Consider the following 19,031-nt stretch of genomic DNA (forward strand, 5'->3'; position numbering starts at 1 on the left):
CTGACGTGGAAGATTTCGACGTTGGTAACAGAATTTGCCTGGCGGCAACAGCGCGGTGGTCCCACCTGACCCCATGCCGAACTCAGAAGTGAAACGCCGTAGCGCCGATGGTAGTGTGGGGTCTCCCCATGTGAGAGTAGGGAACTGCCAGGCATCAAATAAACGTGAAAGCCTCATGCGAAAGCATGGGGCTTTTTCGCGTTTATACATACCGTTTCCACAAACATATCCACAAGCCTTCCCCGCATGAATACGGTAAACTAGCCGGGTTTTTGCATCCGGAAGCCACTATGAATCTCTCCTTAAAACCCTGGAATACCTTTGGTATCGATCGCCGCGCCGCGCGGATCGTCACCGTTGACACGGCCACGCAGTTAACAGATGCCTGGCAGCAGGCCGCGGCTGACGGTCTGCCGCCGCTGATCCTGGGAGAAGGGAGTAACGTCCTGTTTCTGGAAGATTATGCCGGCGCGGTGCTGATTAACCGCATCAGGGGCATCGAGGTGACAGAGCAGCCGGACGCCTGGCACCTGCACGTCGGCGCGGGCGAAAACTGGCACGGCCTGGTGAAGTTCACCCTTGATAACGGCATGGCGGGGCTGGAAAACCTCGCCCTGATCCCCGGCTGCGCAGGATCTTCACCCATCCAGAACATCGGCGCCTACGGCATTGAGCTTAAGCAGGTTTGCGAATATGTCGACTGCATCGAGTCGGCTACGGGCGTAAGCAAAAGGCTCTCTGCCGCAGAGTGCCGCTTTGGCTACCGGGACAGCATCTTCAAACACGAATACCAGGACACTTACGCCATTGTCGCCGTCGGTCTGCGGCTGGCTAAGCAGTGGCGGCCGGTGCTGAGCTACGGCGACCTGATCCGGCTCGATCCCGCGACCGTGACGCCGCGCCAGGTCTTTGATGCCGTGTGTCAGATGCGCACCAGCAAACTGCCGGATCCAAAAGTCAGCGGCAACGCGGGCAGCTTCTTTAAAAATCCCGTTGTCGGCGCCGATGTCGCGCAAAGGCTGCTGGCCGCTTTCCCCAACGCGCCCCACTATCCGCAGGCGAACGGTGACGTTAAGCTCGCCGCCGGCTGGCTCATTGACCAGTGCCAGCTGAAAGGGAAAACCATCGGCGGGGCCGCGGTTCACCGCCAGCAGGCGCTGGTGCTGGTCAACGAAAATAACGCCACCAGCGCCGATGTCGTCAGCCTGGCCCGCTACGTGCGCCAGCAGGTCGGCGCAAAGTTTGCCGTCTGGCTTGAGCCGGAGGTACGCTTTATGGGTAAGATCGGCGAAGTTAACGCCGTAGAGGTGATTTCATGAAGGACAATACCGTTCCGCTGACGCTCATCGCGATCCTCTCAAACGGCGAATTTCACTCCGGCGAACAGCTGGGTGAGACCCTGGGCATGAGCCGGGCGGCCATCAATAAGCATATCCAGACCCTGCGCGACTGGGGCATTGACGTATTTACCGTCCCCGGCAAAGGTTACAGCCTCCCGGAGCCCATCCAGCTGCTGGAGGCCGACTTTATCCGCAGCCAGATCGGCGATGATTCCGTTACCGTACTGCCGGTGATCGACTCCACCAACCAGTATCTGCTCGACAGGATTGCGACGCTGCGCTCCGGAGACGCCTGCATTGCCGAATATCAGCAGGCCGGGCGCGGGCGCCGCGGGCGTAAGTGGTTCTCGCCGTTCGGTGCCAACCTCTATCTCTCCATGTACTGGCGCCTGGAGCAGGGACCGGCGGCGGCCATTGGCCTGAGCCTGGCGATCGGCATCGTGATGGCGGAAGTATTACAAAGCCTGGGCGCCGATAACGTGCGGGTAAAGTGGCCTAACGACCTCTATCTTAACGATCGCAAACTTGCCGGCATCCTGGTAGAACTGACGGGTAAAACCGGTGATGCGGCGCAGATCGTGATCGGCGCCGGGATTAACCTTGCCATGCGGCGCATCGAAGAAGATATCGTCAATCAGGGCTGGATCAACCTGCAGGAAGCGGGCATCGCGATTGACCGCAACACGCTGGCGGTTCGCCTGATCAAAGCGCTGCGCGTCGCCCTGGCGCAGTTTGAGCAGGAGGGATTGTCCCCCTGGCTCACGCGCTGGGAAAAGCTCGACAACTTTATTCATCGGCCGGTGAAGCTGATTATCGGGGACAAAGAGATCTTCGGTATTTCGCGCGGTATAGGTCCGCAGGGCGCGCTGCTGCTTGAGCAGGACGGCGAGATTAAGCCCTGGATGGGCGGCGAGATCTCCCTGCGCAGCGCCGAATAAAGATCTCCAGATTGGGTGCTGCCCGGCACCCGGTCTCAGAGCGCGGAAGATAATTTTTAATTAACTAAACAAAATCCCCCTCATCTTGGCTTAACAGTACGAGCTCGCTGTTTTGTGACACATTCCATTGTATTTTTTTATATTACAGTGGTACTTATTTTGCGTTGCTTATGGATAAGCCTGGCATTTTCCCCTGTCAGCCTCACTATTCACGATATTTATCGGTCATATAATCGCCATCCCGCAAGAATTTTTTATCTTCTTTCGCTGTTGTTAATCACTGGTTATTGCAAGGTATAAGGTCATTTGTGCTGATGTTAAGCCGATAGCATAAATTTCTCTGCTGAGAACAGGACGATGGAGTTTTTTTAATCTTTGTCTGTCGATTCTCATCACCGATGTAAATCCCCGTTACCTGTATTGACGTTTTGACATTCTATTGACAGATTGTAGGGCACGAGGGGCATTTCAGGGAGGATCTGCGCTGCAACTCCGCTGTTCTTCTGAAAGGAATCTCCACGCTTCTCACTGCCTTCGGGCGCAGCCGACCAGACCGGGTAAAACACAAATAAAGGTCCGGCGGCAAACACAACAACGACATCACATTTGGAGCAGAATAATGAGTATTTCCTTGAAAAAGTCAGGGATGCTGAAGCTTGGTCTTAGCCTGGTGGCGATGACCGTGGCAGCTAGCGTGCAGGCAAAAACCCTGGTTTACTGTTCTGAAGGCTCGCCGGAAGGCTTTAACCCACAGCTCTTCACCTCTGGTACCACCTACGACGCCAGCTCCGTGCCTATCTATAACCGCCTGGTCGAGTTCAAAACCGGCACCACTGAAATCGTCCCCGGCCTGGCCGAGAAGTGGGACGTCAGCGACGATGGCAAAACCTACACCTTCCACCTGCGTAAAGGCGTGAAGTGGCAGGACAATAAAGAGTTCAAACCCACCCGTGATTTTAACGCCGACGATGTGGTCTTCTCTTTCGACCGTCAAAAGAATGACAAAAACCCGTACCACAAGGTTTCCGGCGGCAGCTATGAATACTTTGAAGGCATGGGTCTGCCGGACCTGATCAGCGAAGTGAAAAAGGTGGACGATAATACCGTCCAGTTCGTGCTGACCCGTCCGGAGTCGCCGTTCCTCGCCGATCTGGCAATGGACTTCGCCTCCATTCTGTCCAAAGAGTACGCCGATAACATGCTGAAAGCCGGCACGCCGGAAAAAGTCGACCTCAATCCGATCGGTACCGGTCCGTTCCAGCTGCTGCAGTACCAGAAAGACTCCCGCATCCTGTATAAAGCCTTCCCGGGCTACTGGGGCACCAAGCCGAAGATCGATCGCCTGGTATTCTCCATCACGCCGGATGCCTCCGTGCGCTACGCCAAGCTGCAGAAAAATGAGTGCCAGGTGATGCCGTACCCGAACCCGGCCGATATTGCGCGCATGAAGCAGGACAAAAACATCAACCTGATGGAGCAGGCGGGCCTCAACGTTGGCTACCTCTCCTTCAACACCGAGAAGAAGCCGCTGGATAACGTTAAAGTTCGCCAGGCGCTGACCTACGCGGTGAACAAAGAAGCCATCATCAAGGCGGTATACCAGGGCGCGGGCGTTGCCGCGAAAAACCTGATCCCGCCGACCATGTGGGGCTACAACGATGACGTTAAGGATTACACCTACGATCCGGAGAAAGCTAAACAGCTGCTGAAAGAAGCGGGCATGGATAAAGGCTTCAGCATCGACCTGTGGGCGATGCCGGTACAGCGTCCGTACAACCCGAACGCCCGCCGCATGGCCGAAATGATCCAGGCCGACTGGGCGAAAGTGGGCGTCAAAGCCAACATCGTCACCTACGAGTGGGGCGAGTACCTCAAGCGCGCGAAAGCGGGCGAGCACCAGACCGTGATGATGGGCTGGACCGGCGACAACGGGGATCCGGATAACTTCTTCGCTACCCTGTTCAGCTGCGATGCGGCGAAAGATGGCTCCAACTACTCCCGCTGGTGCTATAAGCCGTTTGAAGACCTGATCCAGCCGGCGCGCGCCACTGACGATCACAACAAGCGCATTGAACTCTACAAACAGGCTCAGGTAGTGATGCATGACCAGGCTCCGGCGCTGATCATCGCCCACTCCACCGTCTATGAGCCGGTGCGTAAAGAGGTCAAAGGCTATGTGGTCGATCCGTTAGGCAAGCACCACTTCGAAAATGTCTCTATCGAATAATTAAAAAAGCACTACGCCATCCCTCTCTTTCGACAGAAAGAGAGGGAGTAGCATTTGAGCAATACAGACGGCGGCTCCAGGCCCGTCGTCACTACAGAGAATCCGGGATATGCTGCAGTTCATCCTCCGACGTCTGGGACTGGTTATCCCGACGTTTATCGGTATCACCCTGCTCACCTTCGCATTTGTCCACATGATCCCCGGCGATCCGGTGATGATCATGGCCGGCGAACGCGGGATCTCCCCTGAGCGTCATGCACAGCTGCTGGCCGAACTGGGCCTCGATAAGCCGATGTGGCAGCAGTATTTACACTATATCTGGGGCGTGCTGCACGGCGACTTAGGCATCTCGCTAAAGAGCCGCCTGCCGGTGTGGGACGAGTTCGTGCCGCGCTTTAAAGCGACGCTGGAGCTCGGCATCTGCGCGATGCTGTTTGCCGTTGCCGTCGGTATTCCGGTTGGCGTGCTGGCCGCCGTAAAGCGCGGTTCTATCTTCGATCACACCGCCGTAGGCCTGGCCCTGACCGGCTACTCGATGCCCATTTTCTGGTGGGGCATGATGCTCATCATGCTGGTGTCGGTGCAGCTGAACCTGGCCCCGGTCTCCGGGCGCATCAGCGATTCGGTATTCCTCGACGATACCCTGCCGCTGACCGGCTTTATGCTGATTGATACCGCCATCTGGGGCGAACAGGGTGAGTTCCTCGACGCGCTGGCGCACATGGTGCTGCCGGCTATCGTACTCGGCACCATTCCGCTGGCGGTGATTGTGCGTATGACCCGCTCGTCGATGCTGGAAGTTCTCGGCGAGGACTATATCCGCACCGCCCGCGCCAAGGGCCTGACCCGCATGCGCGTCATTATCGTTCACGCCCTGCGCAACGCCATGCTGCCGGTGGTGACGGTGATCGGCCTGCAGGTCGGCACGCTGCTGGCGGGAGCGATCCTCACCGAGACCATCTTCTCCTGGCCGGGCCTCGGGCGCTGGCTGATTGACGCTCTGCAGCGTCGCGACTATCCGGTGGTGCAGGGGGGCGTGCTGCTGATTGCGACGCTGATTATCCTCGTCAACCTGCTGGTCGATCTGCTGTACGGCGTGGTGAACCCGCGCATCCGACATAAGAAGTAAGGGGCCGTCATGTCACAAGTCACTGAACATAAAATTGCTGCACCGGTGCCGATGACCCCGCTTCAGGAGTTCTGGCACTATTTCAAACGTAATAAAGGCGCGGTAATTGGCCTGGTTTACGTCGTAGTGGTGATGCTTATCGCCATTTTCGCCAACGTTATTGCTCCGCATAATCCGGCGGAGCAGTTCCGCGACGCGCTGCTGGCACCGCCGGCCTGGCAGGAGGGCGGCACGCTGAGCCACCTGCTCGGCACCGACGACGTTGGCCGCGACGTGCTGTCGCGCCTGATGTACGGCGCGCGCCTGTCGCTGCTGGTGGGCTGCCTGGTGGTGGTCCTGTCGCTGGTGCTGGGCATTGTGCTCGGCCTGGTGGCCGGCTATTTCGGCGGTATTGTCGATAACATCATTATGCGCATCGTCGATATCATGCTGGCCCTGCCGAGCCTGCTGCTGGCCCTCGTGCTGGTGGCGATTTTTGGTCCGTCGATCGGCAACGCCGCGCTGGCGCTCACCTTCGTGGCGCTGCCGCACTACGTGCGCTTAACCCGCGCGGCGGTGCTGGTGGAGGTTAACCGCGACTACGTTACCGCCTCGCGGGTGGCGGGCGCCGGCGCGATGCGCCAGATGTTCGTCAACATCTTCCCCAACTGCCTGGCGCCGCTGATCGTCCAGGCGTCGCTCGGCTTCTCTAACGCCATTCTTGATATGGCGGCGCTTGGTTTTCTGGGCATGGGTGCGCAGCCGCCGACGCCGGAGTGGGGCACCATGCTCTCCGACGTGCTGCAGTTCGCGCAAAGCGCCTGGTGGGTGGTGACCTTCCCCGGTCTCGCCATCCTTCTGACGGTGCTGGCATTTAACCTGATGGGTGACGGTCTACGCGACGCGCTCGATCCGAAACTGAAGCAGTAAGAGGCAGCCGATGGCGTTATTAAATGTAGATAAATTATCGGTGCACTTCGGTGATGAAGGTACGCCGTTCCGCGCCGTGGACCGCATCAGCTACAGCGTGAATCAGGGGGAAGTGGTCGGCATCGTCGGCGAATCCGGCTCCGGAAAATCCGTCAGCTCGCTGGCGATCATGGGCCTGATTGACTACCCAGGCCGGGTGTCGGCGGAAAAGCTGTCGTTTAACGACCGCGACCTGCAGCGCATCTCCGAAAAAGAGCGCCGCCAGCTGGTGGGCGCGGAAGTGGCGATGATCTTCCAGGACCCGATGACCAGCCTCAATCCCTGCTATACCGTCGGCTACCAGATTATGGAAGCCATCAAGGTACACCAGGGCGGCAACCGCAAAACCCGCCGCCAGCGGGCCATTGACCTGCTCAACCAGGTCGGCATTCCCGATCCGGGCTCGCGGCTCGATGTCTATCCGCACCAGCTCTCCGGCGGCATGAGCCAGCGCGTAATGATTGCGATGGCCATCGCCTGCCGTCCCAAGCTGCTGATTGCCGACGAACCGACGACCGCGCTGGACGTCACCATTCAGGCGCAGATCATCGAACTGCTGCTCGAACTGCAGCAGCAGGAGAACATGGCCCTGGTGCTGATCACCCACGACCTGGCGCTGGTGGCCGAAGCGGCGCACAAAATTATCGTTATGTATGCCGGTCAGGTGGTCGAAACCGGCGCGGCGGCGGAGATTTTCCGCGCTCCGCGCCATCCCTACACCCAGGCGCTGCTGCGGGCGCTGCCGGAGTTTGCGCAGGATAAGGCCCGCCTGGCCTCGCTGCCGGGCGTGGTGCCGGGCAAATACGACCGGCCCGGCGGCTGCCTGCTCAACCCGCGCTGCCCCTACGCGACGGATAAGTGCCGTAGCGAGGAGCCCGGGCTGGCCCTGCTCGCCGGCGGCCGCCAGTCCAAATGCCACTTTCCCCTTGATGATGCCGGGAGGCCCACACGATGAGCACGCAAGAGGCCACCCTGCAGCAGCCGCTGCTGCTGAAGGCCATCGATCTGAAAAAACACTATCCGGTGAAGAAGGGGCTGTTTGCGCCCGAAAGGCTGGTTAAAGCGCTGGACGGCGTCTCCTTCACGCTGGAGCGCGGGAAAACCCTGGCGGTGGTCGGCGAGTCCGGCTGCGGCAAGTCCACGCTGGGCCGCCTGCTGACGATGATCGAAACGCCCACCGGCGGCGAGCTTTATTATCAGGGCCAGGATCTGCTCAAGCCGGATCCGGCGGCGCAGAAGCTGCGCCGCCAGAAGATCCAGATCGTGTTTCAGAATCCCTACGGATCGCTGAACCCCCGCAAAAAGGTGGGGCAGATCCTCGAAGAGCCGCTGCTGATCAACACCGCGCTGAGCAAGGCGCAGCGCCGGGAAAAGGCGCTGGAGATGATGGCGAAAGTGGGGCTCAAGACCGAGCACTACGACCGCTATCCGCACATGTTTTCCGGCGGCCAGCGGCAGCGTATTGCCATCGCCCGCGGGCTGATGCTCGATCCCGACGTGGTGATTGCCGACGAGCCGGTATCGGCGCTGGATGTTTCGGTACGGGCGCAGGTGCTGAACCTGATGATGGATCTGCAGCAGGAGATGGGGCTTTCCTACGTGTTTATATCGCACGACCTGTCGGTGGTGGAGCACATTGCCGACGAGGTGATGGTGATGTATCTCGGCCGCTGCGTGGAGAAAGGCACTAAGGATCAGATCTTCAACAACCCGCGCCATCCGTATACCCAGGCGCTGCTGTCGGCCACGCCGCGCCTCAATCCGGACGACAGGCGCGAACGCATTAAGCTCACCGGAGAGTTGCCGAGCCCGCTCAATCCGCCGCCGGGCTGCGCCTTCAGCGCCCGCTGCCGCCGCCGCTTCGGCCCCTGCACCCAGCTGCAGCCGCAGCTGAAAGAGTACGGCGGGCAGCTGGTGGCCTGCTTTGCTGTGGATAAGGATGAGAGCGGCGAACCGCCGTCTGCCTGATCGGCATCGAAACCGGAGCGCAATGCTCCGGTTTTTTCAGATACGCCGGTAAACATTTTATTGGGCCTGACCGTGTTCGCGTTTGCCATTCTTATACGATAAATATAATAGAGAATATATTACTGACTTACCCCCACATTTATTTATATTATGAGCCATCGTTTTAACACCTATAAAATGTGATGATATTCTTTTTTTATAGGATGAAATTCTGTTTCAATGTCGGGTATGAAAAATTTCTTTAAGTCAACGAGATAGCGGGACACACTCAACGCATCCTGTGGTTGTGCGTAACATGATTTCATACTGGCTTTAATAATCACGTAAGCAATTAATATTCTCACAAGGCGTTTATACCCAACGCCTGAAAATACACTATGCTGTACGTGAGAGATGTTTTATAACAATAATCTACTAGTGCATTTAATCTTTTTGAATCATGGGGTTAACATGAACCATTATGATGATTTGCAGCGGTTTAAGGACAAAACCCGCACGCAAAAGCTGGCGTTTAAGGACCTCTCCGGGCAATCATCCGTCGCCGAGCGCGGCGACTGGGCGATAATTAATCAGCTCTCTCCCGGCGCGGGCGATGAAAAAAAAACGCTTGGCACCGGGGGCTCGATCTCCCACATCATTCCCCAGCCGGTTTCCAGCACCGCCTTTGATTTTCACTCTATCCCTGCGGTAGAGCCGCAGCCGGCCCCGCAGCAGCGGGCCGCGCCTCTTGTCGCAGCAACGCCGGTTCCCCCCGCCGTAGCGCCAGCTTCTGAGCCCGTAGCGTCGCCCGTTGTCGCGCCGCCACCGCCGGACGTTCAGCCCGTTCGCGCCCCTCGCCCGGCGGCGACCGGTGCCGTGAACTATGCCCGACTTTTTGCCGCCAAAAACGCGCCCGCTGCGGATAAAACGGAGAATCAGGCAAAAGATCTGCCTCTGAAATCACTGCTGGAAAGGATCGCTTCATGCCGCTAATTTGCGTCTGCTCGCCAAAAGGAGGCGTTGGAAAAACGACTCTTGCGGCCAACTTAACTTATGCCCTGGCGCGCACGGGCAGCAAAGTGCTGGCACTCGACTTTGACGTGCAGAATGCGCTCAGGCTGCAGTTTGGCGTCCCGCTGGCCGACGAGCGCGGCTACGTGGCCACCTCCGCCGAGTCATCCGACTGGAGCCAGAGCGTGCTGAGCGCCAGCGGCAATATTTTTGTGCTGCCCTACGGTGAAGTCACCGAGGCGCAGCGCCTGGAATTTGAAGACAAGCTGGCCCACGATCCGCACTTTCTCCGCCGGGGGCTGAGCGCCCTGCTTAACTACCCGGGGCTGGTTATCATTGCCGATCTGCCGCCGGGACCGTCGGCTGCCCTGAAGGCCCTCTCGCCGCTGGCCGATTTGCACGTCATTACCCTGCTGGCCGATGCCGCCTCCATGGCGGTGCTGCCGCACGTTGAGAATAACCGCCTGACCGGCGAGCCGCTCAACAGCCGCAGCGGACAGTATTACGTCATCAACCAGAGCGATAACCGGCGCCAGGTCAGCCGCGACACCACCGCGTTTATGGAGCAGCGGCTGGGCGATCGCCTGCTGGGGATTGTGCATCGCGATGAGAGTGTGATTGAAGCAAATGCCTCGCAAAAGTCCATTTTTGACTTTAATCCAAATTCTGCGGCGGCATTCGATATTGAAATAATTGCCAAAAAGATAGCCGCGAAACTGGGCATTCAGGTGGGGGACGGCACAGTTCACGCGATGCCGCGCATGTCCGGGCTTTAATTTATTCAGGGCCACATATGAAAAAGTTTCTTTTCTGGATGCTGATGCTGGCACTGACGCCGGTCGCCTTGCTGATCATCACGACGCCGATGGACAGTGAAAAACAGTTTATTTTTGGCTTGCTCAGTATTGGTATTTTGCTGCTGCTTGGCATTAGTAAAAAACGCAGTATTTCAGTCATTATGGTCGTGACATCGCTACTGATGTCCACCCGCTATATGTATTTCCGCCTGACGCAAACCCTGCACTTTAATTCCGAAATAGAAACGATCCTCGGTCTGGGGCTATTTATCGCGGAAATTTATATTTGGGTGATGCTTCTGCTTAACTATTTGCAAACCGTCTGGCCCCTCAATCGCGGGATTGTGCCGCTGCCGGATGATATGTCGACGTGGCCGACGGTCGATGTTTATATTCCTACCTATAACGAACCGCTGGACGTGGTGCGCGATACCGTGCTCGCCGCGCAGTGCATCGACTATCCGCGCGACAAGATGAAAATCTATATTCTTGATGACGGTTCGCGCAGCGAGTTTGCGGTATTTGCCGCCGACGTGGGCGTGGGCTACATCACCCGCGCCGAACACAACCACGCGAAGGCCGGTAACCTCAACCACGCCATGACGCTCACCAAAGGGGAGCTTATCTGCGTGTTCGACTGCGATCACGTGGCGACGCGCATGTTCCTGCAATCAACGGTCGGCGGCTTCCTGGAGGATCCGAAGCTGGCGCTGGTGCAGACGCCGCACTACTTCTACTCCCCGGACCCGTTTGAGCGCAACCTCTCGGTCGGGCGCAATATTCCCAACGAAGGGATGCTGTTTTACGGTCCGATCCAGAAGGGCAACGACAACTGGAACGCCACCTTCTTCTGCGGCTCCTGCGCCGTTATCCGCCGCGCCGCGCTGGATGAGATCGGCGGCTTTGCGGTAGAAACGGTCACCGAGGATGCGCACACCGCGCTGAAAATGCAGCGCCTGGGCTGGAAGTCATCGTTCCTCGCCATTCCGCTGGCGGCGGGCCTCGCCACCGAGCGCCTGGTGCTGCACGTGATTCAGCGTACCCGCTGGGCGCGCGGCATGACGCAGATTTTCCGCGTCGATAATCCGCTTCTCGGGCGCGGGCTGACCTTCCAGCAGCGCTGCTGTTACCTCAGCGCCATGCTCTATTACCAGTTTGCCCTGCCGAGGGTGGTGTTCGTCACCGCGCCGCTGGCGTACCTGCTGTTTAACCTCAACATTATTCACGCCTCGGCGGCCCAGATTATGGCCTACTCGCTGCCGCACCTGTTCCTCGCCATCTACGTCGGCTCGCGGATGAACGGGCGCTATCGCTACAGCTTCTGGGGCGAAATCTACGATATCGTGCTGGCGTTCCACCTGGTTCTGCCCACCATGATCACCATGATTTTCCCCAAGCGCGGTAAATTCAACGTTACCGACAAAGGGGCGCTGCTGGACGTCGGCTATTTCGACTTCCGCGTGGTGCGGCCACACATTATTGTCGCCACGCTGCTTGGCATCGCCATCATCGCCGGTATTACCCGCGCCGTGGGCTATCAATATTTTGACGTTGACCCCTGGGTTATTGCGCTCAACGTCGGCTGGGGGCTGTACAGCCTTATCTTCCTGCTGGCGGCGATTGCGGTGGCGCGGGAAACCCGCCAGGTGCGCAAAACCATCCGCATTGACGTCAGCATCCCGGTACTGATCCACTACGCCAGCGGCGTGGTCTCCCGCAGCGCCAGCGTTGACCTCTCCATGGGCGGCTGCCGCATTCAGGCGCCGGACGACAGGCACCTGACGGATGCCGTTGAGGAGGTGGAGCTGATGCTTGAGTCGGGCTCGATTTCGATCCCGGCGAAGATGGTCTCCTCCGACGATCGTTTTATTCGCCTGATGTTTGATGCCGATATTCCGCTTAGCCGCCGCCGCGAATTGGTGCGCGTTGTGCTTGCCCGCGCCGATGCGTGGATCCAGCCGCCGCGCCCGCAGGACAACCCTTTCCGCTCCTTTGGCACCATTCTGAAATCGGTATTTGAGCTGTTCTGGCTGAGCTGGAAAACGCGCAGAGAGAACCGACGCCTGCGGCGCACCGCCGCCGTCGCCCGCGCTGCGGCAACCGCAGAAGAAGAGGGTGGACTATGAGACGCCTGACGCTTCTGACGCTGGTGGCAGGCAGCCTGCTGACCGCCCCGCTGCACGGTGAAGAGGCTGCGCCGCAGGAGGAGCGCACGCTCAGCTTCCCGTCGCTGGTTCCCGATAACAGTCCCGCCAGCGGGCAAGGCGCGGGCGATAGCGCGCCTGCGGCCCCGGCCGCCGCCGAGGCGGCTACCTCAGCACCTGCTGCCGCAGCAAACGGCGAGCCACCGGCTACCGGTACGGCTGCGCCAGCTGCTGGCGCCGGCTCAACCGCCGATACGCCGGTAACCCCGGCGCCTGCCGCATCCGACGCCAGCGCCGCGCCGCCCGACGCGCCTCCGGCGCTGCCGCCGGTCAGCGATAGCGCCGCCGAGCCTGCCGCCGCCGGCCTCGCGCCGACGGTGGTCAGCAGCCTGACCTTTGCGCAGATGGGCATGCCGAAAGGCGTGCAGCTGAGCGGCGGCCAGCTGCTCGGCGGCGCCAACTTCACCCTTCCCGGCGACCAGGTGGTCACCAGCGCCCAGCTGCGGCTGGACGTTAAAGTGACCCCGGAGATGGCGGCGCGCAACGCCACGCTTGAGCTGATGCTTAACGGCCAGTCGCTGGGCAGTGTACCGCTCGGCGCGGAAGGGGACGACGTCTCCCACTACCAGCTCGACGTGCCGGGCCCGCTGATGGTCTCAAGCAACAACCTGAGCTTTCGCATTAACGACGGCGACGCCCAGCAGTGCATGCGCGATCTGACCAACCGCTATGGCGTCACGATCCTGCCCGAGTCCCGCTTCTCCTGGGAGGGGCAGCAGCTGGACGTAGGGGCTGACTTAAGCCACTTCCCGCGCCCCTTCTTCGACAATATGCAGATGACGCCCGCCAGCATCAGCATCAGCTTCCCGGAAAAGATGAGCAGCGAAGAGGTGAGCGCCGCGGCGCTGGTCTCCTCCTGGTTCGGCATCCAGACCGACTATCGCGGTATCTCCTTCAATGCGCTGCGTAACAAGCTGCCGGAAAAGCACGGCATCGTGATTGGCCATCCCGGCGAGCAGGTGGGCGAGCTGACGCTGCCGCAGACCAGCAAGCCGCTGCTGCGCATCGTTGATAACCCGAATAACCCGGTCTACAAGTTGCTGCTGATCGTCGGCAGCGACGACAACGCCCTGCGGGCGGCGGCCTGGCGGCTGACGCGCGGCGATTTTGCGCCGCAGGCGGGCAGCCTGGAGGTGGCGGCACAGACCGTTCCGTTGAGCAAGCCCTACGACGCCCCGCGCTGGATAACTACCGACAGGCCGGTCAAAATCAGCGAGCTGCTGCGTAAAGACCAGAGCATGACGGTCAGCGGCGTCTGGCACGAACCGCTGCGCGTCGCTTTCCGCGCCGCGCCGGACCTCTATCTGTGGGACGGCGAGAGCATTCCGCTGCAGATAAGCTACCGTTTCCCGTCGGAGAGCTGGATCAACGAGCAGCGCTCGCAGCTGAGCGTGACGCTGAACAATACCTTCCTGCGCAACCTGCCGATGATCAAACAGGGCATTCTGGAGTCGCTGTGGCGCCGCCTCGGCGGCGACGCGCGCCAGGAAAAGCTGACCATTCCGCTGGCGCCCTATCTGATCTACGGCGACAACCAGCTGCAGCTCTACTTCAACGTGGTGCCGAAAGACAATGCGCCGTGCAATGTGCTGCTGAATAACAACATTAAGAGCCGCATTGCCGAGGATTCGTGGATCGACCTGAGCCATACCCGGCACTTCTCGATGCTGCCGAATCTCTCCTACTTTGTCGGCGCTTCCTTCCCGTTCAGCCGCCTGGCCGACTATTCGCAGACGCTGCTGCTGCTGCCGGACAGGCCATCGGAAACGGAGGTGGGCACGTTGCTGAATATGGCCGCCCGCTCCGGCACCGCGACGGGAACCGTGCTGGGCAATAACCGGGTGGTGATGGGCATACCCTCCGGCGGCGCCAGTCTGGAGTACCTGCGCCAGCGCGACGTGCTGGCGGTGAGCGGTCTCGATCAGAAGCTGTTTAACCAGAGCCTGCTCGATGATTCGCCCTATTACGTCAGCGACAGCACCCTCAGCGTGCGTAACCAGACGCTGTGGCAAAAAGCGCAGCGCTGGCTGCTCGGCGACTGGAATATTGATGCCCTTGAGGCGGACCGCTACCTCTCCTCCAACAACGCCTGGCGCGGCTTTATTAGCTACCGCTCGCCGTGGAACAGCGAACGGGTGGTGGTGGTGGCGCTCGGCAGCAGCGACGAGCAGCTCGGACACCTTAACGGCGATCTCAGCTCGGCGCGCATTAACGCCAGCATTCGCGGCGACACGGCGATTATCACTAACGATAACGTGCGCAGTTTCCAGGTCGCGCCGCAGTTCCCGAGCGGACAGATGCCCTGGTATCAGATGGTCATCTGGTATGCCAACCAGCACTCGGGCTTCCTCGCCATTCTGGCGCTGCTGATGACCTCGATTATCGGTCTGGCCCTGACCGCGATGTTCAAACAGCATGCTCATAAGCGTTTGAATCCGGGGGATGATGAATAATGAAAAATAATAAAACCCGCAGGTTCTCCACCCTGTGTCTCTCGATCTCGCTGTCGCTGGGCCTCTCAGACCTCGCGCTGGCCGGCCCTAACGATGCGGCGCTGAAGGCCCTGTTCGATCAGGCCAACTACTGGCACGGCAAGTCCCACGACGAGCTGGCGGCGCAGTCGCTGCAGAAAGTGCTGATGGTGGAGCCCAACAACGCGCAGGCGCTCTACCTGCTGGCCCTCTGGGCGCAGCAGAACGGCGATATGCAGGAGGCGTCCCGCTGGCGCGAGCGGCTGACCAAAGCGGCGCCCAATAGCGCCGGGCTGCAGGAGCTGGAGAACGCCCGCAAACTGGCGCAGGTGCCGCAGGGCCAGCTGACCCTGGCCCGCAGGCAGGCGCGCAGCGGCAACGTACCGGCGGCGCTGGAAACCTGGCGCGGCATGTTTAACGGCAGCGTGCCGCCGGCGGGGCTGGCCGCCGAATACTACATGACCATGGCCAGCGATAAATCGCTCTATCCGCAGGCGGTCAGCGAGATACAAAACTTCATTGCGCAAAATCCGCAGGATACGGCCTCGAAGGTGGCGCTCGGTAAAATGCTCACCTGGCGGGAGAATACCCGCCGGGACGGCATCGAGATGCTGCAGCAGATGGCCAGCGGCAGCAAAGACGCCGACGCCGGGCTGCGCCAGGCGCTGCTGTGGCTGGGACCGAAAGAGAGCGACCAGCAGTATTACAATCTGTGGATGCAGCGCCACCCGCAGGACAACGACGTGCTGGCGTACTACCGCGAGCACATCGGCGGCCAGGCCAAAGGCCAGGGCTATAGCGATCTCAACAGCGGCAACACCGACGCGGCGAAGCGCCAGTTCGAGCAGGTGCTGCAGGCGAACCCCAACGACGCCGACGCGCTGGCGGGGATGGGCTACGCCGCCCAGCGCAGCGGCGACTATAAAGCGGCGGCCGACTATCTCCAGCGCGCGGCGCAGCAGGGCGGCAGCGCCTCGGGCGAGCGCGGCGAGCAGGCGGCCGACGCCCAGTTCTACGGCCAGCTGGCCGAAGCGCAGACCGCCTTTAAGCAGGGCAACGTAGCCCAGGCGCTGGCGCTCTCCGAGTCTCTGGCGGCCCAGAGCGGCAAGCGCGGCACGGCGGCGAAGCTGTTCCGCGCCGACGTGCTGCGGCAGAGCAAAAATTATCCCCAGGCCGAGCAGACCCTGCGCGCGCTGCTGGAGGAAGATCCCGGCAACGCGTCGGCGCAGGAGAACCTCTACTACGTCCTGCGGGCGGAGAATAAATCCGCCGAGGCCCAGGAGGTGCTGCAAACCTTGCCGCAGGGCCTGCAGAACCGGCTGCAGCCGCGGCCCGGCGCCACCGGCGCGCCCGGCGACGGCGTGCGCCGCCTGGCGCAGCAGCAGGCCGCCGGCGGTAATACCGCGCAGGCCATTGCTACCCTGCGCCAGGGCGTGTCGCGCTATCCGGACGACGTCTGGATGCGCCTCGATCTGGCCCGCCTGCTGCAAAAGTCGGGCGCCAGCAACGAGGCCTCTTCCCTGATGGCCCAGGCCTGGCGGCCCGGCGCCAGCAGCAGTTCGCTGTACGCCGCGGCGCTGTTTGCCAGCGAAAACGACGGCTGGCAGCAGGCGCAGACGCTGCTGGCGCGCATTCCCGCCCGCAGCCAGACGGCGCCGATGCGCAGCCTGCGCCAGCGGGTCAACTTCAATCTGCAGATGGCGACGGCCCAGAACTATCTGGCTCAGGGCAACAATATCGCGGCAGTTAACACCCTCAAGGCCCTCTCCGGCACGCCGCCGGACGATCCGGCGGACGTCGGCAAACTGGCGCGCCTGCTGGCGGACAGCGGCGATCTCAATACCGCCGTCTCGCTGGTGCACGGTAATATCAGCCGCGGCGTGAAGGGCAACGTCGGCGACTACGCCGATCAGATTACCGTGCTCAACCAGGCCGGGCTGACCGGCGAGGCCCAGGCGCTGGTCTCCAACCCGACGCTGCAGGCGGACAGCACGCCGACGCAGCTGGCGGGGATCCGCAACGGCTACGTTATTCAGGAGGCCGACCGCCTGCGCGAGCAGGGCAACTACGCCACCGCCTACGACAGGCTGATGGGCGCCCTGCAAAACGATCCGCAGAATACCGATCTGATGTTTGCCATGGCGCGGCTCTATCAGAGCGGCAAAATGAACAAAGAGGCCGGGGTGGTCTACGACTATCTGATGACCCGCGACACGCCGGATCAGGCCGCGCGCTCGGGCGCTATCGATATTGCGCTGGCCGCCGGCGACAACGACAAGGCCGCTGCGCTGGCGAAGGGCCTGCGCAACAACAACACGCCGGACCGCCTGCTGCTGCTGGCGCGGGTCGAAGAGGCGCAGGGCAATCACCAGCAGGCGATGACCTACCTGCGCAACGCCCGCGGGCGGCTGGTGGGGCTCTCCTCCAGCAACGGCGCCGGTACGCCGAGCATCGGCGGCCTGCTGATGGCGGACAACCCTTTCATCAGCACCTCAAAAACCCCGCAGCCGCAGAGAGTGGCCTCGCAGTACGGGGCCATTATGCCCTGGCAGGTCGGCCAGACGTCGGCTGATTCGACGGTGCTGCCCGGCATTCAGCGCACCGATCTTCCGGTAGAAACCGCCCAGACCCGGACGCTGCGCCAGGTCGATAACATGATCGAGCAGATGGAGGAGAAGACCGGCACCTGGCTGCAGGCCAATCCGATGGCGCGCAGCCGCGACGGCGAATCCGGCAACAGTAAACTGCGCGAGCTGAAGGCGCCCCTGACCTGGTCTTCGTCGCCGTTTGGCGAGTCGCGGCTGGACTTTACGGTCACGCCGATCACCCTCAACGCGGGCAGCGCCAAGGGCGACGCCTGGCGGCGCTCCGGTTCGAATCCGCTGGCCAACGCCTCCTCCAACCTTGCCTCGACGATAAACAATGAGCAGAAGGCGATTGCGGCGATGACCGAGGATCAGCGTCAACAGTATTTTGCCGCCAATCCGGGGGCGAAGGCGCTGTCGGAAATGGGGCCGGTGGACGGCGCCGATCTCAACGTGCTTACCGATACCGGTATGGAAAACCTGGCGAAGCTCGGGCGCTACGACAACGGCCAGGTGGCCTCGTTCCTCGCCGCGTCGAACAACAAGCCGAACGTTGACGATCCCGGCGACGTCTCGACCGGCTCGCAGAAGGGCAACGGCGTTGAGGTCAATATGGCGCTCAGCGGCGACAGCTATAAAGTCGACATCGGCAGCACGCCGCTCGGCGAAGATCTCAGCACCGTTGTGGGCGGCGTGAAGTGGTCGCCGAAGCTGACCAACTACCTGACGCTGATCCTGACCGGGGAGCGCCGCTCCCTGACCGACAGCCTGCTTTCCTACGTCGGTCTTAAGGATGATTACTCCGGCAAGCGCTGGGGCCGGGTCACCAAAAACGGCGGCATGGCGCAGCTCAGCTACGACGACGGCGACGCGGGTTTCTACGTGGGCGCGGGCGGCTATAGCTACACCGGCTCGAACGTGAAGACCAACGACAGCGTCAACGCCAGCGCCGGGATTTACATGCGCCCGTGGCACGATGATTACCGCACCGTGCAGGCCGGGATTAACATGAGCTACATGGACTTCTCCAAGAACCTCAGCTACTTCACCTACGGTCAGGGCGGCTACTTCAGCCCGCAGAACTACGTCAGCGTCTCCCTGCCGGTCGATTTCTCGCAGAAATTCAACAACTGGACGCTGCGCCTCGGCGGCTCGGTGGGCTATCAGTCCTACAGCGAAGACAAGAGCCCCTACTTCCCGACCAAATCCAGCTGGCAGAATGCGCTGGAAAATGCGGTGGCGGGCGGTTTTGCCAAAGAGGCCTACTATGACAGCAGCAACGAGAGCGGCGTGGGCTATACCGTTCGCGCCGGGGCAGATTATAAAGTGAATAAACAGATGACCATCGGCGGCCAGCTCGGCTATGACACCTTTGGCGACTACAACGAAAGCACGGCGGGCCTCTATTTCCGCTACATGCTGGGAGATAATTGA

General features: G+C 60.8%; 12 protein-coding genes and 1 rRNA gene. All 13 read left to right on the plus strand.

The window, feature by feature from the left end; genetic code table 11:
* Positions 1-37: 37 nt before the first annotated feature.
* The 13 genes from rrf (at position 38) to ENGE1_RS20830 (ending at position 19,031) form a co-directional block, all read left to right on the plus strand.
* Positions 38-153 (plus strand): 5S ribosomal RNA (gene rrf / locus ENGE1_RS20770).
* A gap of 137 nt (positions 154-290) precedes the next feature.
* Positions 291-1,319, plus strand: a complete 1,029-nt coding sequence (gene murB / locus ENGE1_RS20775) for a UDP-N-acetylmuramate dehydrogenase (RefSeq protein WP_048255060.1) — start codon at positions 291-293, stop codon at positions 1,317-1,319.
* Positions 1,316-2,278, plus strand: coding sequence for a bifunctional biotin--[acetyl-CoA-carboxylase] ligase/biotin operon repressor BirA (birA, locus tag ENGE1_RS20780; RefSeq protein ID WP_043081107.1), 963 nt, complete (start codon positions 1,316-1,318; stop codon positions 2,276-2,278). The genes murB and birA overlap by 4 nt, the downstream gene beginning before the upstream one ends.
* Before the next feature lie 619 nt (positions 2,279-2,897).
* Positions 2,898-4,505, plus strand: coding sequence for a dipeptide ABC transporter periplasmic-binding protein DppA (dppA, locus tag ENGE1_RS20785; RefSeq protein ID WP_048255057.1), 1,608 nt, complete (start codon positions 2,898-2,900; stop codon positions 4,503-4,505).
* Between the two features lie 109 nt (positions 4,506-4,614).
* Entirely contained in the window at positions 4,615-5,634 is a 1,020-nt protein-coding gene (gene dppB / locus ENGE1_RS20790; protein WP_043081105.1) for a dipeptide ABC transporter permease DppB, read from the plus strand.
* A 9-nt stretch (positions 5,635-5,643) separates the two neighbouring features.
* Positions 5,644-6,543, plus strand: coding sequence for a dipeptide ABC transporter permease DppC (gene dppC, locus ENGE1_RS20795; RefSeq protein WP_043081104.1), 900 nt, complete (start codon positions 5,644-5,646; stop codon positions 6,541-6,543).
* Between the two features lie 10 nt (positions 6,544-6,553).
* Positions 6,554-7,537 (plus strand): dipeptide ABC transporter ATP-binding protein, encoded by a 984-nt coding sequence (dppD, locus tag ENGE1_RS20800; RefSeq protein WP_048255055.1) that lies wholly within the window; start codon positions 6,554-6,556, stop codon positions 7,535-7,537.
* The gene (dppF, locus tag ENGE1_RS20805) at positions 7,534-8,550 is read left to right on the plus strand and encodes a dipeptide ABC transporter ATP-binding subunit DppF (protein ID WP_043081102.1); all 1,017 of its coding nucleotides are present in this window, start codon (positions 7,534-7,536) and stop codon (positions 8,548-8,550) included. The genes dppD and dppF overlap by 4 nt, the downstream gene beginning before the upstream one ends.
* 450 nt (positions 8,551-9,000) lie before the next feature.
* Positions 9,001-9,522: a cellulose biosynthesis protein BcsO gene (gene bcsO, locus ENGE1_RS20810; RefSeq protein ID WP_048255053.1), complete on the plus strand. Its 522-nt coding sequence runs from the start codon at positions 9,001-9,003 to the stop codon at positions 9,520-9,522.
* Positions 9,513-10,316, plus strand: coding sequence for a cellulose biosynthesis protein BcsQ (bcsQ, locus tag ENGE1_RS20815; protein WP_043081101.1), 804 nt, complete (start codon positions 9,513-9,515; stop codon positions 10,314-10,316). Before bcsO ends, bcsQ begins: the two co-directional genes overlap by 10 nt.
* Positions 10,317-10,333: 17 nt before the next feature.
* A complete protein-coding gene (bcsA, locus tag ENGE1_RS20820) occupies positions 10,334-12,463 on the plus strand; it encodes a UDP-forming cellulose synthase catalytic subunit (protein ID WP_052097826.1) in 2,130 nt (709 codons plus the stop codon).
* Positions 12,460-14,994 (plus strand): cellulose biosynthesis cyclic di-GMP-binding regulatory protein BcsB, encoded by a 2,535-nt coding sequence (gene bcsB / locus ENGE1_RS20825; protein ID WP_048255051.1) that lies wholly within the window; start codon positions 12,460-12,462, stop codon positions 14,992-14,994. Before bcsA ends, bcsB begins: the two co-directional genes overlap by 4 nt.
* The gene (locus ENGE1_RS20830) at positions 14,994-19,031 is read left to right on the plus strand and encodes a cellulose biosynthesis protein BcsC (RefSeq protein ID WP_043081099.1); all 4,038 of its coding nucleotides are present in this window, start codon (positions 14,994-14,996) and stop codon (positions 19,029-19,031) included. The genes bcsB and ENGE1_RS20830 overlap by 1 nt, the downstream gene beginning before the upstream one ends.

Source organism: Pluralibacter gergoviae ATCC 33028 = NBRC 105706 (genome assembly GCF_001598855.1).
Lineage (GTDB): Bacteria > Pseudomonadota > Gammaproteobacteria > Enterobacterales > Enterobacteriaceae > Pluralibacter > Pluralibacter gergoviae.